Origin of the sequence: Psychromicrobium lacuslunae, from assembly GCF_000950575.1 — a bacterium.
GTDB lineage: Bacteria > Actinomycetota > Actinomycetes > Actinomycetales > Micrococcaceae > Renibacterium > Renibacterium lacuslunae.
On record NZ_CP011005.1, the window covers coordinates 1,106,343 to 1,130,859 of the forward strand.

Here is a 24,517-nt window from a genome sequence, read left to right on the forward strand (position 1 = left end):
GAAAGCCGACCAAAGAAGCCGACCAAAGAATTTGGCTAAAGAATCTGGCGGGCGTTGCTCTTTGCCAGATCAACTAGTTCGTCGCCTCGGCCAGACATCACCGTACGTAGCGCGTACAGGGCAAACCCCTTGACCTGTTCAGCGGTGATCGCTGGCGGCATTGAGAGCTCTTGGCGTTCGGTGACTACATCGATCAACGCCGGGCCGTCATGCGCAAAGGCCTCCGCTAATGCCTTTTCAAGATCGGCAGAATCCTCTACCCGGATGCCCTTGATGCCGAGGGCATCCGCCACCGAGGCAAAATTGGGGTTTACCAGTTCGGTGCCGTAGTTAATGAAACCGGCTGCCTTCATCTCTAATTCGACAAAGTTGAGCGAGGAGTTATTGAAGACCACCACCTTGACCGGCAATTTGTTCTGGGTCAACGTGATCAGCTCGCCGAGCAACATGGCTAGCCCACCATCACCGGCTAGCGCGACCACCTGCCGTTCCGGTTGGCTAGCTTGCGCGCCGATTGACTGCGAAAGTGCGTTCGCCATGCTGCCGTGGCTAAAAGAGCCAATCAGCCGTCGCTGACCGTTCATGCTCAAGTATCGTGCTGCCCAGACCACCGGTGATCCGACGTCCGGGATGAACACCGCGTTCTCACTGGCCAGTTCGTCAACCAATCGGGCCAGATATTGCGGATGAATTGCCTTATTCTTAGCGCGCGGCGTGGCCAGCTCATCGAGCCGTTGGCGGGTTTTCGCATAGTGGCTCAATGCAGCATCGAGGTGTTTGCTCCGCGATTTCGCGTTGAGCTGGGGGAGTAGCGCTGAAATAGTCTCTCGCACTCCGCCACGTAGCCCCAGGTCAAGACGGGTCCGCTTGCCGAGATTTTCACCGCGCAGGTCAAGCTGAATGATCTTGACCTTCTCCGGGTAGAACTGTGGGTAAGGAAAATCCGATCCGAGAATCAGCAGAGTCTCGCAGGACTCCATCGCCCGATAACCCGAGGCAAAGCCGAGCAACCCCGTCATCCCGACGTCATAAGGGTTGTTGTATTCAATGAACTCCTTCCCGCGCAGGGCATGCACAATAGGTGCCTTGAGTACGCTCGCCAACTCAACCACTTCCTGGTGTGCGTCGCGTACCCCGGCACCCGCCAGAATGGTGATCTTCTCGCTGGAATTCAATATTTCGGCAGCAGCAGCTAGCTCTTCGGCGCTGGGCACTGTTTCAGAGCTGCTTGCCCTGATCGCACTCACCGCCTGCTCACTGGCCTTCGCCAGTGCCACATCGCCGGAAATCACGATCACCGCCACGCCACGTTGCTCCACCGCGGCCCGAATCGCAATGTTCAATACCCGCGGCATTTGCTCGGGGCTGGAGACCTGCTCGACGTAGACGCTGCATTCACGGAAGAGTTCTTGCGGATGGGTTTCCTGGAAGTATCCGGTGCCAATCTCGGAACTTGGAATGTGCGCGGCGATGGCCAGCACCGGCACCCGGGAACGCTGGGCGTCGAACAAACCATTGATCAAATGCAGATTACCTGGCCCGCAGCTGCCGGCGCAGACCGCCAACTCACCACTCAGCTCAGCCTCAGCGGCGGCCGCGAAGGCTGCTGCTTCCTCATGCCGAACATGCACCCAGTCGATCGGACTCTGCCGCAAGGCATCGGTAAAGCCGTTGAGTGAATCACCAGGAATGCCATAAACGCGCTGCACTCCGCTAGCCTCTAAAGTTTGCACAATGGTATCTGCGACGGTCGTCATGATGTCCTCTCCTAGGCTGCTTTGATTCTATTGACTATTAGCTTGATGCGCTGTGAGCTAGCGGACACTTCGGAGCGGCTGCTGGCAGCTAGATCGGCAGTTCGTTGCCGCGCCGCCAGTTCAGAGAAAGTCCAACAAAGCGCGGAGCGGTTGCGGGATGATCGGCTCGGCCAGGGCCTCGGACAGCACCACTGCGTAATGTTCTTTGCGTCCGCTCGTGGTACCCATGAAGCGCTGTAACTGTTTGGCTTCGGGGCGTTCGCGTTGCGCAGGTTGATTTCGGAAGCTCAGCCAGGAACGAAGATCGCCCTCACGCTCGATCAGCTGAAGCACCCGGGCAGCGCCTAAGGCACGAATTAATTCGGCCTCCAAATCGTCCTGACAAGCAAAGAAACCGTGTTCAGTTAGTGCTGTTAGTGCTGTTGTTCCAGTTATTTCAGGTAATGCAGGTAATGCTGCTGGTGAGGTTTCGGGCCCTTTCTGCGCGGTTGTCGTCAAACCCAAGGCTCGTTGAAAGAAACCGGCTTCGGCCCGGTCAAAAAGTCCAGCCAGCCGGAGATCCAGACCTGCCGGGCCGAGCAGGCGGAAGAAATGTCCGATATTGGTGGCTCCGCCCATCGATAACACTAGACTTTCAGCGAGTTGTTGGCTCGTCGAGTGGCGCTCTAATAAGGTGGTCACCGCGCTCTGATCGCTAATGCCTTCTACCAACACAACGGTTATTGGCGCTGCCTCGCTGGCCAGCCTAGTCAGCGTAGCTAGCCCAGTCAGGGAGCTGGCTTTGAAACGGCTGTCTCGTTCGGCCTCGAGCCCTTCCCGGAAGCGTAGGCGGGCCTGATTCTCAAGCTGCATATCAGCTAGTTTGTCAGCAAATCTGTCAGAAAAGTTGTCAGCAAGTTTTAACAAGTTTTAATTTGCCAGCCGATGACAGCTACTAGGGCTCGGCTTAGGATTCTCGATATAAACCTTAGAAGGAGGAACAGTGGACTGGACGCTAGAAGTCATTGTGGTGCCGGTGAGCGATATCGATCGCGCGGTAGCGTTCTACCGTGATCAACTCGGATTCCAGCTCGACCATGATACGCAGAATGAGCATATGCATGTTGTCCAACTCACCCCGCCGGGATCCGGCTGCTCCATTGTGATCGGTGACTTGCCTGCCCAGAATGAGATGGCGCCAGGATCGCTGCGCGGGGTTCAATTGGTGGTTTCGGACGCTAGCGCTGCTCGGGATGAATTGCTTTCGCGCGGCGTTGAGGCCAGTGAACTAATGGTCTTCAGTCCGGATGACGGCGGCACGTTCTTCGGTTTCGCCGACCCTGATGGCAATACTTGGGCAGTGCAGGAACTCAAGGTGCGGGCCGAAAAGCCGCTCATTCCGCTTGAATCGCGCGGACGCTTCGGCGCCTGAGCCAGCACTAGCTCCAGGGTGGTTTCAGTGCTGATCGCGTTCCGGTTGGGGTAACCAAGCCTCGGACGGCATGGTGAGCCAATCGAATTCATCACCGAGCTCTTGGGCGGCACTCAGTAACGCTTCAATAGCGTTGGGGTCAGCCCCGCGTCGCCAAATCATTGTCCAGGGAAAGAGCGCTACCGGATCGACTAACGGTCGATAAACCCCGCCCGGCACCTCTGGCTGGGTGCTGAGCGTCAGAATAGGGGCATTCCTGCTGTGCAGGTGCTGCGCCAATTCTTCCACGCCCTGCACGTGCGGGTGTGCGTCAATGGCGTCGATACCGAGGCCAGCCAATAATTGCAATGCTGCGTGCTCCCAGCCCTGGGTAGCTTGATCTCCGGCGCGGAAACACAAGCCTTCGCCGCGCAGGGTTTCAAGCGGGATCTGGTTAAGCTGGGCGAGCGGATGCGTCAAAGGCAGTAAGACGCAAAGCCGTTCGTAGCGAATGATTTGTTGTTGCAGACTGCCGGGGAGCTTGGGGTTACGGCCAAAGGTGACATCAAGATCACCGGAGAGCAGTAGCGGGGTTGCTTCCTCCGCCCCGGTCAGGTATCTGGCGAAAAACTCGCCCCGGGGAGCGAGTTCCCGAGCCCGGCTCAGAATGCGGCTCGGCGTCAGCCCCGGACCGACCACATCGACGGTTAACGGGCTGAGCTCGCTGACCAATTCTTGCAAGGCCAGATCGTGTAGCGCCACAATTTCGCGGGCCCGGCCCAGCAGCTTACGGCCTGCCGAAGTGAGTGAGACTCGTCGAGTAGTCCGGTTGATCAGGGTCATCCCGAGGATGCTCTCAAGGCGTTGAATATCCCTGCTCAACGCCTGCTGAGCGATAAAAAGACGCTGGGCTGCGCGGCTGAAGTGCAATTCTTCGGCCACCACGACGTAGTAGCGCAGCAGCCGGATATCGAGATCTTGCGGCATCTGCTCAATCTAACCCAGATTCACTCATTTTCTGGGTAAATCCTTCGCGAATGAGTGTTGGACGGTGCGGAGAAAGCCGAAGAAGCTTGAAAGTAAGCACTCAAAAGTTGAAGGGGTGATCACCATGACACAGCGAAAAATGTCGCAGCGGAAAACGGTGACTTTGCTTTACCTACTTTCAGGCATGCTCAACGCTTCCTGGGGAGCGACAATAGCCGCCACCGATCTCCGACTGAACCTGGGACCGGCCCAGCTGAGTAATATTTTGCTGTCCCTGGCGGTCGGTTCGATGCTGGCGATGCCGCTGGCCGGTCAGTTCGCCAAGCGATTTGGCGGATCCACTCTCTTAGCTTTCAGTGCGCCACTGGCTAGCGCAGCTTTACTGGGACCCGCACTGGCAGTGAGTACAGGGCAACTGCTTGCCACGGTTCTGCTGCTCGGCCTAGGTTCGGGCTGCCTCAATATTGCGCTGAGCCTGCAAGCGGTCGCCGTCGAACGCGCTACCGGCCAGGCGATGATGTCGAGATTGCATGCCACCTGGACCGTTGGCGCCGTCAGTGGTGCCGCTCTGGTCAGTCTCAGTTTGCAGCTAGGGGTCTCGGTTGTCGCGCTGATGTGTGCTGCCGCTGGCTTGCTGACTTCGTTGAACCTGATTCTAGTTGCCAGAGCTTCGCGGGCTGCTGCGCTGCCGGAGCGCGAACCGGCCGCCGCACCGGCAGCCAACGCCATCGGACGCTGGCGACTAATGAGTTTCGGCCTGCTCGGGACGGCTGCCTTCTTGGCCGAAAGCGCGGCCACGGACTGGGCTGGCGTGCATGCCAGCCGAACTCTGGGGGCCAGTGCGGCGCTCGCTCCGCTGCCGTACCTGGGATTTTTCTTGACCATGATGGTGACCAGATTCTTCGGTGATTTGCTCCGCACCCGGCTTGGACTTCGCCGAGCTTTCCGGCTCTCCGGGATGACTGCACTGACTGGATTCCTGCTGATTTTATTGACTAGTGCGATCCCTGGAGGATCTGAACTGCGGCTTGGTCTGGCCGTGCTCGGCTGGAGCGTGGTCGGCGCCGGTATGGCGCTGATCTGGCCTATGGTGATCAGTGCGATTGGTGCACAGAGTGACGATCCCAAGGCCATCTCCTGGGCGAGCACCATCTCTTTTACCGGTGGACTGCTGGGACCGACGGTGATCGGTTATCTCGCTGCGGCGAGCAATTTGAGCATTGCGCTCCTGGTGCCAACTGCCCTGACGCTGCTACTTACCGCATTGGCTCCCAGCATCTTGCTGAGGAGCACTTCGAGCCACAACAGCGGGTCAAAACTTCTCGGCGGAGCGGGCGCTGAGCCAATACACGTAGTACATTCCCACATAACACCAAGGGCCACGGCCCAGCATGGAAGGAAATAGCAATGTCCGAGAACACCGTCAAAACCGGCACCCTGCACCTCGCCGACACCGATTTATACTACGAAGTCCGGGGCAGTGGTCCCTGGCTGGCGCTGCTTGGCGCACCGATGGAGGCAGCCGCTTTCACGCCCCTGGCTGAGTTGCTCGCGACTAACCACACCGTGCTGACCATGGATCCTCGTGGTGTGGCGGGCAGCCAGCTGGCCGATCCAGAAACGGACTCCAGCCCTGAACTCCGGGCCGCTGATCTGGCTCGGGTACTTGAGGAACTCAAAGTAGACACCTTGGCCCTCTTTGGTTCCAGTGGCGGCGCAGTCACTACGCTCGCTTTTGCCGAGGCTTATCCAGATCGGGTGCATACCGTGATTGCTCACGAGCCTCCTCTGGTGGAGTTACTGGCTGACCGCGAACAGCAAAGAGTCGGTACCGAGCAGATCATCACCGCTTTTAAGGAACAGGGCAGCCTTGCCGCCTGGACCGAATTCTTCCGCGTTGCCGGGCTCGAGCTGCCGCCGGAGGTGATGGAGCAAATGTTTGGCGGCGAACAGTCTGCGGAACAGCTCGCCGAACATCGGCATTTCTTCCTCCATGAGATGAAAGCAACAACGCACTGGCAGCCGAACCTGCAAGGCCTGCGCGAAGGCGGCACCCGGATAATGGTCGGTCTTGGTGAGGAGTCAGTCGGGCAGCTCTGCGACCGCACTTCGCAGGCTCTGGCCGCGGGCTTGGACGCTGATTTGGTGAGTTTCGCAGGTGACCATACCGGCTTTGTCGATCACCCGGAAGCTTTCGCGGAACGGCTGAACGAAGTGCTGGCCGGGCAATAGAAAAGGAATTTCTGAGGGCTGGCCCGGCTGCGAAGTGCGGCCCGGCCAGCCCTCAAGAAAGCGAAACATTTCGACTAGTTTGTGAAACGTTTTCACAGCCATAGCCCTAGTTCTGCTCAAGTTCAGGGCGGTAGCTGAGCGGAGTGGGATTCATCTTGCTGCTCAGTCTGTGAATCTGTTCAGTTGATGTTCAACAAAGTCTCGTTCTGGTAGTTCTAATGCAACACCGAGCTCCTCGCATCGAAGTCTTGGGGTCTCACAGAGAGGAGCAGTCATGGAGCTGCGCAGACGTCACTTTTTACAGCTTTCGGCCGGAACGGCCTCGGGTCTGGCGCTTTGGAGCTTCGCCGCCGCGCCAATCGCCTGGGCTGCCACTGATTTCGAGACGGCCCGGGCACGGCGCGTTGAGATCCTCAACGGGGGTCTGCTGGATACCACAGATCAGGACATTGCCGCCGCCGTGCTGGCCTCGGATTCGAAAGCCCAGGGCTATTGGTCAAGTCTCGAAAAGTCAGCTTCTAGAAACTATCTCTGGAGCGATCTGAGCCCCTTTGACTCCCCGGAAAAAGCCAATAATAGTCTCGACCGGCTGCGCACTATGGCGATTGCCTGGTCGGCGCCGAGCAGCAGTTTGCAAGGTAATGCCACGCTGCTCGCGGATGTGCTTTCTGGCCTAAGCTTTTGGGGCACTAAGTACAGCCAGAACAGCGCGGAGACCGGGAACTGGTGGTTCTGGGAGATTGGCATGCCCAATCTGCTCGCCGACCTGGGGGTGCTGCTTTACCCAAAGCTGAGCGCCGCGCAGAAGAGTTCGATCGATGGTTTTATTGCTAAGTTCGTCGGCAATCCCAATCTGCGCACCAATAGCCCGACGCTCAAGGAGACCGGTGCGAATCGCACCGATAAGGCGCATATTGTGATCCGGCACGGCCTAATCATCGAAGACTCAACTCGCGTGTCGGTGGGGCGGGACGCACTCAGTGACACGGCTGGCTCCGGCGCCAATTCGGTGTTCGGCTATGTCAGCGCCGGGGACGGGTTCTACCTTGATGGCTCCTTCGTGCAGCACAGTAAACTCGCCTATGTCGGCTCCTATGGTCTGGTGACTATTGATGGCCTGGCCGATATCCTCACCCTCTTAGCCGGCACACCCTGGGCGGTCACCGACCCCAAGGTACGTACTCTCTACGACGCGGCGCTGGCTAATTACGCTTGGTTTGTCTTTGACGCTCAGCTAATGGATGCGGTGCGGGGGCGAGCGGTTTCTCGCCGTGAGAACACCGGGCAGCTAGCTGGGCACACCCTGGCCGGAGCGATTGTCCAGCTAGCCAGCAGCTCAACCGAATATTCGACGCAGCTGAAGGCATTGGTGAAGGGCTGGCTACAGCGTGACAACACGGTCAGCCCGCTGATCGGTAACTCGCTGAACCGGGCCCGACAGCTCAAAGCAGTGCTGAGTGATAACGCCGTGCTCGGTAGCACCGCCTTGCAACGGCATCTGCAAACTCCGGACCAGGATCGGGTGGTGCATCATCGCGGGAGTTGGGCGGCGGCGTTTTCGCTTTCTTCCAAGCGAATGGGCCGCTACGAATGGGGGAATGGCGAAAACAACACTGGCTGGTACCAAGGCGATGGCATGCTGCAGACCTTTGTCAGCACCGATCGTCGGAGCTTCGCTGATAATTACTGGGCCACGAGCGATCCATATCACTTGCCCGGCGTGACTAATGGCCTGCAGGTGCGGGAGAATGGCGGCGTTTCCGGCACCGGCATTCCGGCTGCGACTCAGGCCTGGGCCGGTGGTGTCGGCTGGCTGGATCGCCTCGGTACCGCCGGAATGGATCACAAGGCTTATGACGGCGATCTGGTGGCTAAGAAGTCGTGGTTTGCCCTTGACGATCTTGTGGTGGCCTTGGGCAGCGGAATCACCGCAAGCCAAGGACAGCGGGTACATTCAACTGTAGAGTCACGCAAACTGCAAACTGGAAATAATCAACCACTCACCGTAGACGGAGTGGTGCAGCCCGGCAATCTAGGCAGTGTGCAAACGATCAACAACCCGAGTTGGGCGCATTTGCCCAATGTTGGTGGGTACCTCTTCCTGCAGCCCCAACCGCTCAGTCTGCTCCGCGAGACGCGGAGCGGGAGTTGGCGTACCGTCAACGTCAACGGCCCAACTGACCAGGTGAGCGATAGCTACCAAACGATCTATCTAGACCACGGCACGAACCCGAGCGGTGCCAGCTATGCCTATGCGCTGCTGCCGGGAGCGAGCGCAGCTAGCACGCAAAGCAGGGCGGCCGCGAAGGGTTTCACTGTGCTCGCTAATAACAATGCGGTGCAAGCCATTGCGGTTAGCCAAAACAATCTCAGCATGGCCAATTTCTTCGCAGCGGGCAGCGCTGGGGATCTCAGCGTCGATCAACCCGCGGCAGTTGTCGCCGGAGAACAGCCCAATCAATTCGGTGGCACAGATCTGGTGGTCACCGTTGCTGAGCCCTCCCGGCACGGCCAGGTAGTAAATCTTTCCGTGAATCGCCAGGCAGGCACCGTGCTGGAGTACGCCGAGAAAACGGTTTTCAGCAGCACTCCGAATAAAGTTGTGATGGCGGTGCCGACGACTGGTACCCGAGGTCACACTCAGCAGTTCCGCTTTGGTCCGCTGGGCAGCACGGTGAAGCACAGTGCGAGCGGCAGTGGGCAGAATCAATGGAGCTACTCGACGGGGTGGACGATCGGTAGCCTCGATGCCTACACTACAACGACCGGCGGCACCGCCACGCTTCGATTCACCGGCAGCAGGGTCTATTTGCAGTCCGCCTACGGTCCGGGTCAAGGCCTCATCGAGGTCAGTATTGACGGACAAGCACCGATCACTGTCGATTTATTCGGTGCGGTACGTAATGGCGTGCGAGTGGCGGCTGCCTTCGGCGGTCTTAACCCGAGCAGCTCACATACCCTGCTTGTGCGCTGTCTAGGCACCCAGAACCCGCGGGCGACCGGCCACGCGGCCGCGCTCAGCGGAGCGGTAGTGATCCCCTGAAGATCAGTATTCGATGCCGCCGCCGACAGAGCCAAGTCGAGCTGCACCAAGCAGCTCGACGCTCGATCCAGCTTTTTCGAGTTCCAAGATACTCAGCCGATTACTACCGGGTTGTAATAGCCCAGCAGGCAGATAAAGCGTCTGCTGCGGTCCGCGATTCCAATAACGACCGAGCAGAAATCCGTTCACCCAAACGAATCCCTTGACCGAGCCCGGCAGTGCCAAGTGAGTATCCAGCGGCTCTGTGACTTCGAGATTGGCGCTGAAGAAACCGGCGGCCGAGCCGTCACGGTGCCCAACGGCTGTGAGCTCGGCCAAGCGTCGTTGATCAAGTTCATCAAGCGCTAATGGAGTTTGTTCCCAGCCAAAGCTGAGCCGTTGATTGATCAGTAAGCCGTCGATGCCTTTTGACTGACCGAGCAGATGACCGTAGTTGATCCGCCCTTGGTTCTCCACCAGCACTTCGACTACGGCACGTTCCCCGGCGCCGCTGAGGCGTAGTGGTTCATGCTCGGTTGCTTCAAAGACTCCGAGCTGTTCACCGTCCACAAAGACAATCGCTCGATCGTGTAGACCGGAAACTCGTAGCGTGAACTCGCCGCGGGGCAGAATCGGCTGAGCACGGTAGAGCACTAGCCCCTGATAGCAGCCGAGTTCTTCAAAACTTTGTGGTCGCACCGAGGAAACCGTGCCGGAAAAGCTCCTTGCCGCTTCGAGCAGGCTAAGCCCAGGCGCCAGGTCTAGGCTGCTCAAAGGCAGTGTGCGCGGCGGCTCAGCGAGTTCGCCGAGCTCTGGCAGCTGATTGAAACGCCCAAAGACCTCCCGGATTGCATGAAATTTCTCGGTGAGCCTGCCGTCTTCGGCAATTGGTGCATCGGAGTCGTAGCTAGTTACCGTGGGTTGCAGTGCGCCGTCGTGGTTGGCTCCCGAGTTGAGTTCGAAGTTGCTGCCGCCGTGCGCCATGTAGAGGCAGACCGAGCCGCCAGCATCGAGGATTTCGGCGACGTTCGCGGCCGCGTCTTGAGCATCCCGCCGGTGGTGCTGTTCGCCCCAGTGGTCAAACCAGCCGTTCCAAAACTCCGCTGCAATGAAGTGTTCACCCGGCCGGCGGCGTTGCCAGGTGTGCACTGCTTCAGCGCCTCGGCTGCCGAGCGTGCCGGTGGCCAGCATGCCGTCGATCGAGCCGCCATCTAGATAGAAATCGTTCCCGCCATCGGCGCTGAAAATCAGCTCCGTCACACCGCGTTCGTGCAGGATCTGCTTGGTCCAAGCGACGTATTCTGGATCATCACCGTAGCTGCCGTATTCGTTTTCGGCCTGAAAGGCCACGATGGGGCCGCCCTGGCTAGCTTGCAGCGGGGTGAGCCGGGGGAGCAGCACATCAAACCAGCGTTGCACCGCCTCCTGATAAGTCCGTTCGGTACTGCGCAGGCCGATCCCGGGGGTACCGGTCAGCCAGCCCGGGAACCCTCCGTTATCCCACTCCGCGCAGATATAAGGGCCGGGGCGTACCATCACGTCTAGCTCGCGTTCGGCGGCCAGTTCAATGAAACGCTCAAGATTCGCCCAACCGGTAAAGTCCGGATCAGCATCGGGTTGGCGTTGGTGGAAGTTCCAGGCCACATATGTATCTAGGGTGTTTGCGCCCAGCGCTTTGAGTCTGTCCAGCCGATCAGCCCATTGGCTGGGGTGCACCCTGAAGTAGTGGATCGCACCACCCAGTAGTCGGTGTTCTTTGCCGTAACGAAACAGCTTTCCCTCGGCAGTGGTCAGCGCAGGATTGTCAGAAGGCACACCAAGAATGCTATCGGTTTTGATCGTTCAGGCTTAAAAATCCAACACAGTTCGACCGAGTATGACGGCGTTGCTGGGCAGCTTCGATAGGCAGCCCAGCGTCGCTAACTGATCAGGAAATTCATCGATCGAGCTTGGGCTCGCAGAGCGAACTCTGGCCAGACATCCGGACCGCAGGCCGCTGAGCCCAGGCCGTGCTGCGCCGCGTCAAGATAGAAGAAGCTGGAGTTCGACGATGGCAGTTCAAAGGGGTGTTGAGCAGCCGCCACTTGTTGGGCAGTATGCCGGGACAGCGTGAAGCCAGGCAGCCTGCCGTTCTGATCGGCGAGCGCCGCGATGCTGAGCACTGTCTGGTCCTGACTGAGCAGCTCAAGGTGTCGCAGTGCTGAGCGATGCCCGGTTTCTTGGGGCCGGGCGTAGTTTTCTGACAACTCATCGATGTGGCGGCGGTATTTTCCTAACTGGGCGGCGCGCTGACTGTCTGGGTAGGACTCCTCCGGGCCGAGGCCGAACCAGCGGGCGCCATCGACGGTCGCTGGCAACTCGAAGCGCACGCCGATTCGCGGCCAGAGCATTTTCCAGCCCGCCGAGGGCTCGATGTCGATACTCAGTAGCAGGGCGTTCTTGCCGTGATGCTGAAGTTCGCGCCAGGACACCGTGCTGCGCACCCAAAGACTTGAATCTGCCGCTGCGGAGCGGATGCTGGTGCTGACAAAGTTTTCGCCGCTGTGTACCGATTCGACGCGATGCCTCAGCCGGTCAAGACCGGCAGTCCGCCATTGCTGGGCGGTCGAGGGCTGTGAGGTGTCAATGCTGCGGATGCTCCAGGGATCGTCTCGATCATAGCTCCCCGAGATACCTCCCTCGTCGTTATCGGTGGGCGCCCGCCACAGTTCGAGTTGTGGGCCGTTAACCTGCAGACCGGCCAGTTCAACTAATCGGCCGTGCTCGAAACCAGCCACGCCGAGCCAACTTCTCGCTGGCACTCCCATCGCGCCGGTAGTGCCAGCGGTAGCTGAGGTTTTGATAGACGGCAGCGAAGATAACGCCCGGGGATGGCCGCTCACCAGGTGTTGCGCGCTGGCCACAGGATGCCCCTTGGCGGCCCAGGCAGTATCGTCCCGGAGCGCAGCCACTACAGTGAAAACCAGCTCGCCACCGCCTGAGATGGCGCCCCCGGGGCCATCTGACGGCTCAGTTAACTCAGGCGCCTTCGGCAGAGCCACGCGCTGCGATTCCCCGGCCGCTATCGGCTGAGTCAAGGTGAACTTCCCGCTCGAGAGTTGTTCGCCGTCCAGCTCGAAACGCCAGCTCAGCTCAAGATCAGAGCTGTCGGCGCTGTGTCGTCGATTGCTAATCACCAGTGCATTGTCAGCGAAGTCGAAGCGCAGCGGTTGCACCACTGCCTTGAATTCATGCAGGCCCGGGGTAGGGGTGTCATCACTGAGGATAAGGCCGTCCATCACGAAGTTGCCATCATGCACCACCTCGCCGAAGTCCCCGCCATAGGCGTAAAAGGATTCGCCGTCGGAGTTCTGGCTCAGCAAACCATGATCACGCCATTCCCAGACAAAGCCGCCATGCAGACTGGGAAAACGGTCGAAGAGCGCCTGATACTGATCGATCGCCCCGGGCCCGTTCCCCATTGCGTGCACATATTCGCACTGGATAAAAGGCTTCTGCCGCTGCCGACTAGCCTCTGCGGGGGAGCAACCCAATAACGGCTCGGTGCTGCCGGTGGCGATCGAGACAACTTCCGGTACCGAGGCGTACATTCTGGAATAAATATCCGTGTAGGCGCCGGTGTAGTCACCCTCGTAGTGCACCGGCCGTCCCGGATCACGGCGATGGACCCAGGCGGACATCGCCGCCAAGTTACTGCCGGTGCCTGATTCATTGCCGAGGGACCAGATCACCACGCTGGGGTGGTTCTTATCCCGCTCCACAGTGCGCTCGATCCGGTCCAGATAAGCCTCACGCCACTGCGCATCGTCGCTCGGATTTTGTACCCAACCATCCTTCTCAAAGCCGTGAGTTTCGAGATCGCATTCATCGATAACCCAGAAGCCCAGTTCGTCCGCGAGGTCTAAAACCCGCGGATGCGGTGGGTAATGACTGGTTCGAATGGCGTTGATATTGAAGCGTTTCATCTGTTCAAGATCCGCGCGGGCATGGTCCTCGTCGAAAACCCGACCCCTGATCGGATGAGTTTCGTGGCGATTGACGCCGTGGAACATCACCGGGCGACCATTGACCAGGAACTGATCACCAACGATCTGTACAGTCCGGAAGCCGATCCGCAGCGTCACCGTCTCCACCGAGTTGCTGAGTTGCAGCTGGTAAAGCCGTGGAACTTCGGCACTCCAGGCCTCGACGTCATCTAGGAGGACATCCGTGACGTCGGCGGCGCTCTGCCAGTTCTGCTCTAGGCCTAGTTCAGGCACACTCAGCGTGATCGGGAACTGCGCCCCCGGGCTGATCTCAACCTGGATCCGGCCCCTGCCCTCAAGATAATCGGCACGTACCCAGAGGTCCTCGATGCCGCCTTGGGGCCGGTGCAGCAGAGTCACGTCGCGGAAAATACCGGGCAGCCACCACTGATCTTGATCCTCTAAATAGCTCGCCGCCGACCACTGATGCACGCGCACCGCGAGCAGGTTCTGTTCGGGCCGCAAGGCCTCAGTGACGTCGAATTCCTGGACTAGGCGACTGCCCTTAGCAACGCCGATTTCGATGCCGTTCAGCCACAATCGGTAGGTGGATTCCACGCCATCAAAACGTAGCAGGGTGCGGCCACTGGGGGTCCAGTCTTGGGGCAGTACAAAGTGTCGCCGGTAGTCACCGGTGGGGTTTTCATCGGGTACGAATGGCGGATCGATGGGGAAAGGAAATTGCACATTGGTGTAGATCGGTCGACCATACTTACCCTCGCCGTGCAACACCCAGTGCGCGGGTACCGGAAGAGTGTCCCAGTCGGCGTCGTCAAAGCCGGCGGCGGCGAAGTCCTCGGCTTGTTCTCCTTCGCCCAACAGCCAGCCCTGATTGTGCTCGGTGGGAGCGGCCGACAGTAGCCGAAACTTCCAATCTCCGTTGAGCGAGAGCTCGGCGGCGTCGCTGCTCAGCCGGGCCCGAGCAGCGGAACGATTACCCTCACCGGGACCCCGATCGATCAAATAACTCACTTAACGGCTCCTTCGGTTAGGCCGCCACGCCAGAAACGCTGCAGCACAATCATGGCAATTGCCAGCGGAATGATGGAGAGCAGGACGCCTCCGGTGGTTAGTTCGTAGAAAGCGGGCAGCCGGTCGACCTGACTGCGCCAATTATTCAGGCCAAGCGTGATCGGGTAGAGCGAATTATCGGAGAGCATGATCAGCGGCAGGAAAAAATTGTTCCAGATGCCCACCAATTGGAACAGGAAAACCGTGACCAGAGCGGGGGAGAGGATGCGAAGCCCCAGGGTGTGGAAAATGCGAAGTTCACCAGCGCCGTCGATTCTGGCCGCCTCGAGTAGCGCGGTATCGACAGTGGAGTCCGCGTAAATTCGGCATAAAAAGAGACCAAAAGGCGAAACAAGGGAAGGAATCAGCACCGACCAGTAAGTGTTTGCCAGGCCGAGCTGGCTGAAGAGTAAGAACATTGGTAGCGCGGTGGCCGTCCCCGGCACCAGAACACCACCGAGAATGGTGCCGAAAACCAGGTTCTTGCCGCGAAACTGGTACTTGGCGAGAGCGTAGCCACCGGCCGCAGCCAGGTAGGTGGCGATGAGGGCACCCACCCCGGCATAAAGCACCGAGTTGAGGAACCAGCGAAGGAAAATCCCGTTGTCATAACTGAGTACCTGGCTAATGTTTTGCCAGAGCGAGAAGGTTCCGCCCAGCAGGAAACCATTGCTGGCAAAGAGGTCTTGGGTACTTTTGGTAGCTGCCACCACGACCCAGTAAACCGGGACCAGAAAATAGACGGCGACTAAGACCAAGACGGCGGTGACCAGGATGGTAGTTGAGGTTGACTTTCCTGCGGACCGATCGGTAGCTGAAGCTCTGGTGGCGCTCATCGGGATTTCCTGTTCGTCAGGCGGAGGAAGATAAAGGACAGCAGGAAGGCGACCAGAGCGATCAGCACTGCTTGGGCGGCGGCTACGTTGTAGTCGTTGTAGGCGAAGGCAGTTGCATAAGCACTGAGGTTTGGGGTGTACTCGCTGTCAATTGTCGGTGCCACACTCTTGAGGACCTGCGGTTCGACAAAAAGTTGTAGGGTGCCAATGATCGAAAACACCGTGGTGAGCACCAGGGCGGGCCTAATCAGCGGAAGCTGAATACTGCGGGCCACTCGCCACGGACTTGCACCGTCCACCTTGGCTGCCTCGTAAACTTCGGTAGGAATCGATTTAAGTTGCGCGACAATGATCATCATGTTGTAGCCGGTGTACGTCCAGGTGACGATATTGGCGATTGACCAGAGCACGCTGCCTGCGCCAAGGAAATCCAGCTGTAAACCGAAGACCTTGCCGAGATCAACCAGCGGGCTGAGTCCTGGCACGTAGAGGAATGACCACAGGATGGTGGCGATCACCCCGGGGATGCCATAGGGCAGGAAATAGACGGCACGGAAGAACCCTGGCCAGCGCGCCGAAGCGGACTCCAGCAGTAATGCTAAAAGCGTACAAAGCGCGATCATCAAGGTCACTTGCACGACGCCGAACAGGAGCATGCGACCGATTGAGGCAAGGAAGTTGCCATTAGCGAGCGCTTGCGCGTAGTTACTAAACCAAGCGAAGTCGGTCTGCACGCCTTGTTCGCCGAACAGGCCGTTCCGGGTGACCTTGGTGAAGCTGCTGCCGATGGCGACCAGAATGGGCAGCACAAAGGTCAGCACGAACAGCGCCAAAAAGGGCGCCAGCAGTAACCAGGGGGCAGCCGTGAGCTGGCGGCTGGCGGTTTTCCGGCTGCTCATGAGGTCACCTTCCGAATGCTGAGACCTTTGTTTTTGAAGGCCTCGATGATGTTCTGCTCGGCTAGTTTTACCGAACTGACGAGCGAAGTTCCGGAGGCTTTTTTCCGGAAGCCGTCGGAGAGAATCTCAAATGACTGCTGAGTCAGTGGCCACCAGGACCAGTCCGGATTTTGTTGCTTGGTGGCGGGTAGGAAAATTTGCTGGTTGTAGTCCTGGCCACCGAAAAAGGCCGAGGGCTGTTGCCGCTGCGCACCGATGTAGTCCTTGCTGGGTGACCATCCGATCCCGCTATTGGCAATCATTGCATCGATACCTTCGCGACTGGTCGTCATCCAGACCGCGAATTCCAGAGCCTCTTGCGGATGCTTGCTATGCGCGAAAACCGCTGCGGTGGAACCGCCGACATAGCTGGAACCAAAGCCCTTTCCGGTCCAGCGCGGTAGCGCTGCTACTCGCCACTTGCCTGAGGCGCCGCTGACGCCCTGGAGCAAGGCGTCGCCCCAGCTGGCGCTGCTCAAGCTAGCGATCTGACCGTTAGCAGCGGCGGCGAACCAGGGGGCTGAGTACTGGCCATAGTTAGTTGTTACCAAATCTTTGTCGATCGCCCGGTCAAAGAATTCGGCCACTTCAAGAGTGGCCCGATCGGTCATATTGATAGTCCAGCCATCGTGCTCGGCCTTTAGCCAGCTAGCGCCGGCTTGGGTTGCCAGTGCGGCGAACCAGGATGAATCAGCCAGCGCGAAGCAGTCAATGTAACTTCCGGCTTTTCGTAGTTCGGCGGCGATTGTCGCCCAATCTTGCCAGCTCGTCGGTGGCGTGGCACCGATCTTTTGGAACAGATCCTGCCGGTAATAGAGCGCCATTGGCCCGGCGTCTTGGGGAATGCCGTAGACGCCATCGAGATAACTCACTTGATTCCATAGCGTGGGGTCGTACCGCTCGGCGTACTGCTTTGCGCCGTAGCGGGAAACGTCAACTAGGCCATTGACCAACATGAATTCGGGGATCGACCGGAGCTCAACTTGGGCGAGGTCCGGACCACCACCGGCAGCCAGCGCTGAGTACATCTTTTGATAACCCCCGGAGTTGCCGCCCGGAGTCCACACCGCCTCAACTTGGATCAGTGGGTGCTGAGCGTTCCAGACATCGCAGACCTTTTGCAGATCTTTTAGCCAGGCCCAATAGGTCAAGGTGATCTTTTCGCCGGGCTGAGCCGCTGGAATGGTAGCTACGGAATTGACCGAGTTGGTGCCCGGAGTGGAACAAGCGCCTAATAGCGCGGCAGTTCCTGCGGATAGGCCGAGCGCGAGGGCGCTTCGCCGGGTAATTGAGGACATCTGACCCACTTCGTCGTGTGAACCGTGTGCTATTGAACTCAAACTCAAACTCAATGAGCAATGAGCAATGAGACGAAGATAACATGAAAATGGGAAGAGTGACCTAATTTGAAGTAACACCAAGTTGTGGCACAGTAGAAACACCATGGAAGAGCATGAAATCTCGGAAGCTGAGCTGCTGCAACAGCTGCGCCGACGCGGACCATATGCCAAAACAGCGGATCGGCGGCGAAAGATACTCGAAGCCGCCGCACAGGTCTATGCGGAATGTGGCTACTACGGTAGTTCCTTGCGCGAGGTGGCGCTCAAGGCGGGAGTTAGCCTGTCGAATCTGACTCATCATTTCGCCACCAAGGAGGAGATTCTGCTTGCTACCCTGAGGCAGCGCGACGCCGATGGACTAAACCAAGACGCTCCGCAGAGCGCAGCAGAGTTCCGCACTCAGATCATTGCTCAGGCGAGGGCCAATGAGGAATTGGCTACTTTGATTGGGCTTTACTCTGTGCTCTCCGCTGAGGCGACAATGCAAGGCCACCCGGCTCGCGACTACTTCGTGGAACGCTTTGCGAATTTGCGCCATGAGTACACCGAGACACTCACGCTACTGGCACGGCAGGGGCAGTTACGAACGGGATTTGACCCTCATCTCACCGCAGTTTCACTAGTGGCGCTTTGGGATGGCCTACAACTCCAGTGGTTGTTGGAACCCCACAAAATTGATGTGGTAAGGCAATTAGATGCCTTCCTGGACGCAATTTTGACCGAATGATTTAGCGACCAGCGGCATTCTGTGGCGGTTGCGGCTAGCTCAAGCTAGCCGCAACCGCCACAGGCTAATCCCTAGGACCAGCCACGGGTGATGTGCAGATTATTGCCCACCATCCCCGCTTGATAGTTCGCCTGACCAAGGCAGTTGCCGTATTCCTTTGGATTTCCGACAGTGCCGACCAATCCGGTTGAGCTGGTTGGCCGACCGATCGTGACATCGATACGCGGCACCGTGGCGCAACTTTGAGTGTCGTAGTTTTCAATGAAACCAACCTGGGAGCCCTTCAGGTTGCCACTGCCAGCGGGAAGTTTATAGGTGCCAATATGCGTGCTTAGCCCGGTGATCAAGTCTTTGGCAGTGCCGGTCCAGGTGTCGGCGCCCGTGCGGGCCACGGTGAGCGTGTACTCATGGCCGTACACGGCGTCGAATTCCGCCTTGCAACTCACTCCTGCACCGCCGTCAGCGCCGTCGCTGCAATAGCCAGTATCGGTCGACGTGGTGCCGGCGATGAAGCTTGAGAAAATAGCCAACATCCGCTGCTTCCCATTTTTATCGGGGCGAGGTTGCAAGCCGGTGTACCCGACATCCTGCTGATTTTGAAAGTTGTATTGATGTGCCGCATAGTTGCCGGCGACATGAGCGGTTGCGGTATTCAGAGTGGTGTGGAAGCTGATATCGGTCAGACCCGCGGCCGGAGTGTTGGCGATCTTCCAGTCGAAGCTGACATTGCCGCCAAAATTTTGGGCGGACGCTTGACCAGGAACCAAAAGCAGTAACACCGCGGTTGCCGTGATCAGCGCACTAGATCCTCGAAACCAGCGTTTGAACGTTGTATTGACCATGACGATCCTCTCTGGAGTGCGGTTCGCTAGACCGCGAGTAAATGATTAGATATGACTTATATATTTAAATTTCAATCATGATAAATCATTGCTTGCAGCTTGGCCGCTGCTCCTCAAAGAGTCAAGGCCGTCGCTCGTTTTCCCGGTGAATTGCCAGCGAAGTAGCAGTGAATTGTCAGCTGGTGGGGGTTCTTTACCGGGCCAAAAATCATTGCTAGCGGCTTTTGTGGGCTGATAGCCTGCCGGTTATGACCCTTCCAGCTCAGCTGCGTGATTGGTTATTGGATTCCGACCCGGTGCTGCGCTGGCAAGTGCAGCGTGACTTACTCAACGAGCCCGAGGAAGTCTGGGAGGCAAGCAGGGCGAGGCTGCGAACCGAGGGATTCGCCGCAAAGCTTCTAGCCTTACAAGACGCCGATGGTCAATGGGCCGGTGGCGCATTCTTTCCGGCAGATTTTGACTTTGCTGGTCCGGAGGCCGCTGACGGGGCGGGGCAGCCCTGGACGGCAACCACTTGGACGCTGAACAGCCTGCGAGACTGGGGGCTGCCAGCTCATGCGCTCTCCGCTACAGCCGAGTTGCTTGCTAAGAATAGCCGCTGGGAATATGACGAATTGCCTTATTGGGGCGGCGAGGTCGACTGCTGCATCAATGCCTGGACCCTTGCCAATGGAGCTTGGTTAGGGGCAGATGTTAGCGGCCTCGCCACCTGGTTTATTGAGCACCAGCTCACCGACGGAGGCTGGAATTGTGAATGGGTAACAGGCGCCACCCGTTCATCGTTTCACTCCACACTTAACTCGCTGAGCGGAATTCTTTACTATCAGGCCAAGCATGCCGATGCCGATGAGCTGAGCGTAACCCGGCACGCTGCGGAAGAGTATCTGCTCCAGCGCAGTTTGCTGTATCGGCTCGGCAGCGGTGAGATGGTCGGCCCTTGGGTGGCTCGGTTCGCCTATCCTTTTCGATGGTTTTACAGCGCCTTGCGGGCGGTGGATTATTTTCGCACAGCTGCACTGCACGACGGCATTGCTGCTGACCCGCGACTGAGCGAGGCCATCGACCTGGTGCGTCAGGCCCAGCAGCCCGATGGCCGTTGGCTGCAAGAGTGGCGGCATCCTGGCCGAGTCTGGTTCGACGTCGATGTGCCGCCGGGGGAGCCCTCGAAGTGGTTGACTTTTTACGCCCTCCGAGTGCTGCAGTGGTGGGACGAGGAGAGCCCCGCACCGCGTTAGAAGGTGCAAATTTGGATTCTTGACCGGGGGCTTAGCCCTGGCTGAAAATCCTCGCGGCATTGCCTGAAAGGATCTGTTGAGCCTGCACGGTGTTAAAGCTATCGCGAATGAATCCGCTCGCTTCGAGGAAGGCCGATCCTGATTGGTAGGGAAAATCGGTGCCTAGCAGCAACCTGCCGACCCCGAATTTTCGTGCCGCTAACTCAAGGACGTCCCGATCGCCATGGGCTACCGTGTCAAACCAAAGCCGATGGGCCGCTGTACTTGGCGGCTCGGGGGTCTGCGGTGATTCCCAGGGCTGCTGGCGATCAAGGCGTTGCAGAATCATTGGCAGGCCGCCACCCAGGTGAGAAGCGATGATTCTCAGCTCGGGGTAGCGTGACGGAAAACCCGAGAGCAGCAAATCAACCACCGCAATGGTGTCCTCGATGGGAGCACCAGCGGACCAGCGCATTGATCGTCCGCGGATCAGCTGGCTATGCGCATCCATCCCGGCGGGATGGACATACAGCACGGACTTTCGCTCATTGAGGGCCGCGAAGATCGGTTCAAAGCCGGGGTCACTCAGCGAAGCACCCAGAATATCGGTGGTGACTGCGACGCCAATCATTCCCAACTCGTCGAGTGCATGGTCAAGCTCGATCAGAGCTTCCTCCACATGAGGTAACGGCAGGGAAGCGAAGGCGGCAAAACGATCGGGATGCCTCTCAACCAGCTCGGCGTACTCCTGGTTGGAGAATCGGGCTGCTTCCACTGCCGAGTTCAGGTCTTGGAAATGTGGTGCCAGCGGTGTCACTGACAGGATTTGCCGATCGATTCCAGCCGAGTCCATTTGTTTGAATCTGCCGCGCAGTTCCTCGACGCTGGCACCCGCCGATAGACCCCGGTGGGCATCGAGATCTGGTCGGCCTAGTCGTGCCAGTAATTCGAGATACTCCTCGCTCCATAGGTGGGCATGCACATCAGTGGTCATGATTTTCCTTTCGATGTGTTCAAACTATACCAATTAGTGTTGTAGACGAAACTTAGTGGTATCGTCTAATTATGAGCACTTCAGATACTCGCGAACTTCTTGACAGCGACGATCAAGGCCTGCCGATTTTCCAACCGAGAGATCGCTCATCAGCCAGTAAGCGGCAAACTATTGCCCGGATGGCCTTGCGGGAGTTCCATCGGCATGGTTTTTCGGGTGCCTCGGTGGACGCCATTGCCGAGGCGGCGAAGGTCTCCAAGCCAACCATCTACCGGCATTTCGACAATAAGGAAAGGTTGTTTCTGGGTGTCGTCGCAGAGGCACTCAGTGCGGCTTATCAGGAGTTGCCGGTGCTGGCCGGTAGCCTGCCGTTTCGACAGGTCTCCGAACATCAAGAGATGTCAGCACTGCTTGAGCGTTTCCTCGCAGCGGCAGCCGAGGCAGTGCTCGGCGAGGAGATCATCAGCCTGCGCAGACTGGTGATCGGCGAAGCAGAAAGATTTCCTCAGCTGGCGGCGCTTTGGGCCAGCATTAACGATGAAATGATCAACGAGCCGCTGATGGAGGCTTTCTGGACCCTCGAACAGCGCGGCTTATTGGCTATCCCTGATCGCTCGCTAGCCGCCCAGCAACTGATCGCCTTGACCATTGGTGCGCCGCAACTTGTGGTGACCTTCCACACTGAGACGAGCACCGCGCGGGCCGCCGAACGTTATCTGTCCTCCGGAATATTGCTCTTCCTCAGTTATTACACCAAGGAACTCCGATGAATCTCGATGAATATTCAGCTCTTGACGGCCTCGCTCTCGCGGAATTAGTGAGAGCTCGACAGGTCACTGCGGCTGAGCTGTCGGTTTTAGCACGTGATGCCGCAGCGCAGATCAATCCAAAAATCAATGCCGTCGTAGAGCTTTGGGAGGATGACCAAGCTGTCCTCGAGACAACTGCCGAAACGACCTTTTCCGGGGTGCCTTTTTTACTCAAGGACATGGCAACTACCCTAGCTGGCCGGCAAGTGGAGTTCGGCTCTAGGCTTGCCGCGGGCTTGACCGCTCAGCAGGACTCAGCCCTGGCCGTGCGTTTTCGACGAGCCGGGCTCAATATGATTGGCCGAACCACAATGCCAGAGTTCGCCGCTAGTACCACTACAGAATCAGCGAAGGACGGTGCCACCGCTAACCCCTGGAATCTACGGCACGGTGTTGGCGGTTCGAGTGGCGGCTCAGCCGCAGCGGTCGCAGCCGGAATTGTTCCGCTGGCGCACGCCACCGACGCCGCTGGCTCAATCCGAATCCCAGCGGCGCAGAATGGCCTGGTCGGCCTCAAGCCGAGCCGTGGCCGCACTAGCCATGCACCTGCCGCGGAGACCATGAACGGCATGGCGGCACAGTTTGCGGTTAGCCGAACCGTGCGCGATAGCGCAGCCTTGCTCGATGCCGTACAGGGCGCGGCGCCCGGAGATCCCTTCGTGATCGCGCCGCCGCGTCGCGCCTATCTAGATGAACTCGGTGCCGAACCTGTAACGCTACGCATCGGCCTGCTGGTCGATCCGGCCAACGGTAGCAAAAGTTCGCCGCAGATTGCGGCCGCCATTGACGAGGTGGCTCGAACGGCAGAGCGACTTGGACATTCGGTGGAACCTTTCAGCCTTGCTCTGGGCCTCAGCTGGCAAGCGTATGTCGAGGCAATTACTGTGATCTGGGCGGCACACGCGGCACCCTGGATAGCTGGCGTTGCCGAAGCGACCGGTCGACTGATCGACGAGTCCACGGTCGAACCGGCAATGCTCGCCCTATACCGCTATGGCAAGTCCTTGACTGCAACTGATCTGGTCCGGGCCGAGGAGGCGGTGAATTTAGTATCGCGGAGTGTGGCCAAACACTTCGAACGCCACCACCTGATCCTGAGTCCGACCCTGCCTCAACTGGCACCTGAACTGGGCGAATATAACGCCGGGCAGAGTGAACTCGACGGACCGGCTTGGATCCGGCATGTACTAGACGAGGCACCTTTCACGGTGGCGGCCAATCTCACCGGTACCCCGGCCATCTCATTGCCGCTAGCTCAGGATGCGGCCACCGGGCTACCCATTGCGGCGCAATTTTGGGCTGCTTTCGGACGAGAAGATCTGCTCTTCAATATCGCCGGTCAGTTCGAACAGGGCATGCCATGGCAGCAGCGTCGGCCGAAGGTCTGGCCAGCGAGCGTAGCTGAATAGTCCGCGTGTAGGGCGGCTGCGTACTCAGTGGGACGCCACAGTGCATCAGGAAAGTGAAGTAGCTACCCGCCGGAGCTGCTGTCCTTGGCTACTGGCTGTCAGCTGCTTGCTTAGAACTAAGCCGATAGCATTTGACAGGCAAGCAGAGGCTTGCCTATAGTCAGATTATGGCTGATGAGCTCTTCAAGGCTTTGGCTGATTCGACTCGCCGCACCATCCTGGACGAGTTAGCCGAGCGCTCTGGACAGACACTTTTTGAGCTCTGCACTCGGTTGAGTGTTAAGCATCAACTCAGGATGAGTCGTCAAGCAGTATCGCAGCACCTTGCGGTGCTTGAGCAGGCAGGCTTGGTCGAGAGCCGTCGTGAAGGGCGCTACAAATATCACGATCTGAACGTTGGGCCATTGCAGAGCATCACCGAACGTTGGATTTCACCCGAAGAAACGGAGCACAAATCATGAGGATTCACCTGACCAGCCTTTTTGTCGACGACCAGGCGAAGGCCTTGCAGTTTTACACCGAGGTGCTCGGTTTCGTGAAGAAGACCGATGTTCCGGTCGGTGAGGATCGCTGGCTTACGGTGGTTTCGGCGGAAGATCCGGATGGCGTCGAGTTGGTACTCGAACCCTCAGGGCACCCCGCAGTGAAGCCTTATCGAGATGCCCTGATTGACGATGGCATTCCGATGACTGCCTTCGAAGTCGCCGACGTGCAGGCCGAATATGAGCGCTTGAGCGCGCTCGGGGTGAAATTTACTCAGCAACCGATTGAGATGGATTCAATCAGCACAGCGGTCTTCGATGACAGCTGCGGGAATCTGATCCAAATCATCCACTCGGCGTAGTGATGGGCGGCCTGAGGCGGCTTTGTACGGTTCCCAATTCAATACTGTGCCCAACTCACGGGCTCAGCCCCTCCTTTTGGTGAGATCCGTAAAAGGGGTGTGGGGCGGTTCCCAGGAACCAGCCCACACCCCTTTTACTA

Annotated in this window: 20 protein-coding genes; 10 read left to right on the forward strand and 10 right to left on the reverse strand. The window is 58.5% G+C overall.

The window, feature by feature from the left end:
• Positions 1-35: 35 nt before the first annotated feature.
• Positions 36-1,757 (reverse strand): ubiquinone-dependent pyruvate dehydrogenase, encoded by a 1,722-nt coding sequence (gene poxB / locus UM93_RS05100; RefSeq protein WP_045074109.1) that lies wholly within the window; start codon positions 1,755-1,757, stop codon positions 36-38.
• A 120-nt stretch (positions 1,758-1,877) separates the two neighbouring features.
• A complete protein-coding gene (locus tag UM93_RS05105) occupies positions 1,878-2,609 on the reverse strand; it encodes a TOPRIM nucleotidyl transferase/hydrolase domain-containing protein (RefSeq protein ID WP_199921811.1) in 732 nt (243 codons plus the stop codon).
• 130 nt (positions 2,610-2,739) lie between these two features.
• On the opposite strand from UM93_RS05105, the gene UM93_RS05110 reads away from it, so the two are divergent.
• On the forward strand, positions 2,740-3,168 hold the full coding sequence (locus UM93_RS05110) for a VOC family protein (protein ID WP_045074111.1): 429 nt from the start codon (positions 2,740-2,742) through the stop codon (positions 3,166-3,168).
• Between the two features lie 24 nt (positions 3,169-3,192).
• Here the strand turns inward: UM93_RS05110 and UM93_RS05115 are convergent, their stop codons facing one another.
• Positions 3,193-4,134 (reverse strand): LysR family transcriptional regulator, encoded by a 942-nt coding sequence (locus tag UM93_RS05115; protein ID WP_045074112.1) that lies wholly within the window; start codon positions 4,132-4,134, stop codon positions 3,193-3,195.
• Between the two features lie 124 nt (positions 4,135-4,258).
• Between UM93_RS05115 and UM93_RS05120 the strand changes: the two genes are divergently transcribed.
• From UM93_RS05120 to UM93_RS05130, 3 genes are all read left to right on the forward strand, one after another.
• Positions 4,259-5,539 carry an MFS transporter gene (locus UM93_RS05120; protein ID WP_157874104.1) on the forward strand — a complete coding sequence of 427 codons (1,281 nt, stop codon included), beginning with the start codon at positions 4,259-4,261 and terminating at the stop codon, positions 5,537-5,539.
• Positions 5,540-5,541: 2 nt separating this feature from the next.
• Positions 5,542-6,366: an alpha/beta fold hydrolase gene (locus UM93_RS05125; protein ID WP_045074113.1), complete on the forward strand. Its 825-nt coding sequence runs from the start codon at positions 5,542-5,544 to the stop codon at positions 6,364-6,366.
• 274 nt (positions 6,367-6,640) lie between these two features.
• Positions 6,641-9,409, forward strand: coding sequence for a polysaccharide lyase 8 family protein (locus UM93_RS05130; RefSeq protein WP_052663636.1), 2,769 nt, complete (start codon positions 6,641-6,643; stop codon positions 9,407-9,409).
• Between the two features lie 3 nt (positions 9,410-9,412).
• Here UM93_RS05130 and UM93_RS05135 read toward each other — a convergent pair whose 3' ends face one another.
• The 5 genes from UM93_RS05135 to UM93_RS05155 all read right to left on the reverse strand — a co-directional run bounded on the left by UM93_RS05135 (position 9,413) and on the right by UM93_RS05155 (position 17,496).
• Complete coding sequence (locus UM93_RS05135) at positions 9,413-11,203, reverse strand: glycoside hydrolase family 35 protein (protein WP_045074115.1); 1,791 nt, start codon at positions 11,201-11,203, stop codon at positions 9,413-9,415.
• 104 nt (positions 11,204-11,307) lie between these two features.
• A complete protein-coding gene (locus tag UM93_RS05140; protein ID WP_045074116.1) occupies positions 11,308-14,385 on the reverse strand; it encodes a glycoside hydrolase family 2 TIM barrel-domain containing protein in 3,078 nt (1,025 codons plus the stop codon).
• A complete protein-coding gene (locus UM93_RS05145) occupies positions 14,382-15,260 on the reverse strand; it encodes a carbohydrate ABC transporter permease (protein WP_045074118.1) in 879 nt (292 codons plus the stop codon). The genes UM93_RS05140 and UM93_RS05145 overlap by 4 nt, the downstream gene beginning before the upstream one ends.
• Positions 15,257-16,159: a carbohydrate ABC transporter permease gene (locus UM93_RS05150; protein ID WP_045074120.1), complete on the reverse strand. Its 903-nt coding sequence runs from the start codon at positions 16,157-16,159 to the stop codon at positions 15,257-15,259. Before UM93_RS05150 ends, UM93_RS05145 begins: the two co-directional genes overlap by 4 nt.
• The gene (locus UM93_RS05155) at positions 16,156-17,496 is read right to left on the reverse strand and encodes an ABC transporter substrate-binding protein (protein ID WP_045074121.1); all 1,341 of its coding nucleotides are present in this window, start codon (positions 17,494-17,496) and stop codon (positions 16,156-16,158) included. The genes UM93_RS05150 and UM93_RS05155 overlap by 4 nt, the downstream gene beginning before the upstream one ends.
• 145 nt (positions 17,497-17,641) lie before the next feature.
• Here UM93_RS05155 and UM93_RS05160 point away from each other — a divergent pair, with 145 nt between their 5' ends.
• On the forward strand, positions 17,642-18,265 hold the full coding sequence (locus UM93_RS05160; RefSeq protein ID WP_052663637.1) for a TetR/AcrR family transcriptional regulator: 624 nt from the start codon (positions 17,642-17,644) through the stop codon (positions 18,263-18,265).
• Positions 18,266-18,336: 71 nt separating this feature from the next.
• On the opposite strand, the gene UM93_RS05165 is transcribed toward UM93_RS05160, so the two are convergent.
• The gene (locus UM93_RS05165; protein WP_045074123.1) at positions 18,337-19,107 is read right to left on the reverse strand and encodes a hypothetical protein; all 771 of its coding nucleotides are present in this window, start codon (positions 19,105-19,107) and stop codon (positions 18,337-18,339) included.
• Positions 19,108-19,355: 248 nt separating this feature from the next.
• On the opposite strand from UM93_RS05165, the gene UM93_RS05170 reads away from it, so the two are divergent.
• Complete coding sequence (locus tag UM93_RS05170; protein WP_045074125.1) at positions 19,356-20,342, forward strand: hypothetical protein; 987 nt, start codon at positions 19,356-19,358, stop codon at positions 20,340-20,342.
• Positions 20,343-20,373: 31 nt separating this feature from the next.
• Here the strand turns inward: UM93_RS05170 and UM93_RS05175 are convergent, their stop codons facing one another.
• Entirely contained in the window at positions 20,374-21,315 is a 942-nt protein-coding gene (locus tag UM93_RS05175; protein WP_045074132.1) for an amidohydrolase family protein, read from the reverse strand.
• Between the two features lie 71 nt (positions 21,316-21,386).
• Here UM93_RS05175 and UM93_RS05180 point away from each other — a divergent pair, with 71 nt between their 5' ends.
• From UM93_RS05180 to UM93_RS05195, 4 genes are all read left to right on the forward strand, one after another.
• Positions 21,387-22,085, forward strand: coding sequence for a TetR/AcrR family transcriptional regulator (locus UM93_RS05180; RefSeq protein WP_045074134.1), 699 nt, complete (start codon positions 21,387-21,389; stop codon positions 22,083-22,085).
• Positions 22,082-23,533: an amidase gene (locus UM93_RS05185; RefSeq protein WP_045074136.1), complete on the forward strand. Its 1,452-nt coding sequence runs from the start codon at positions 22,082-22,084 to the stop codon at positions 23,531-23,533. Before UM93_RS05180 ends, UM93_RS05185 begins: the two co-directional genes overlap by 4 nt.
• A gap of 167 nt (positions 23,534-23,700) precedes the next feature.
• Positions 23,701-23,994, forward strand: a complete 294-nt coding sequence (locus tag UM93_RS05190) for an ArsR/SmtB family transcription factor (protein ID WP_045074137.1) — start codon at positions 23,701-23,703, stop codon at positions 23,992-23,994.
• Positions 23,991-24,377 (forward strand): VOC family protein, encoded by a 387-nt coding sequence (locus tag UM93_RS05195; protein ID WP_045074139.1) that lies wholly within the window; start codon positions 23,991-23,993, stop codon positions 24,375-24,377. Before UM93_RS05190 ends, UM93_RS05195 begins: the two co-directional genes overlap by 4 nt.
• Positions 24,378-24,517 lie beyond the last annotated feature (140 nt).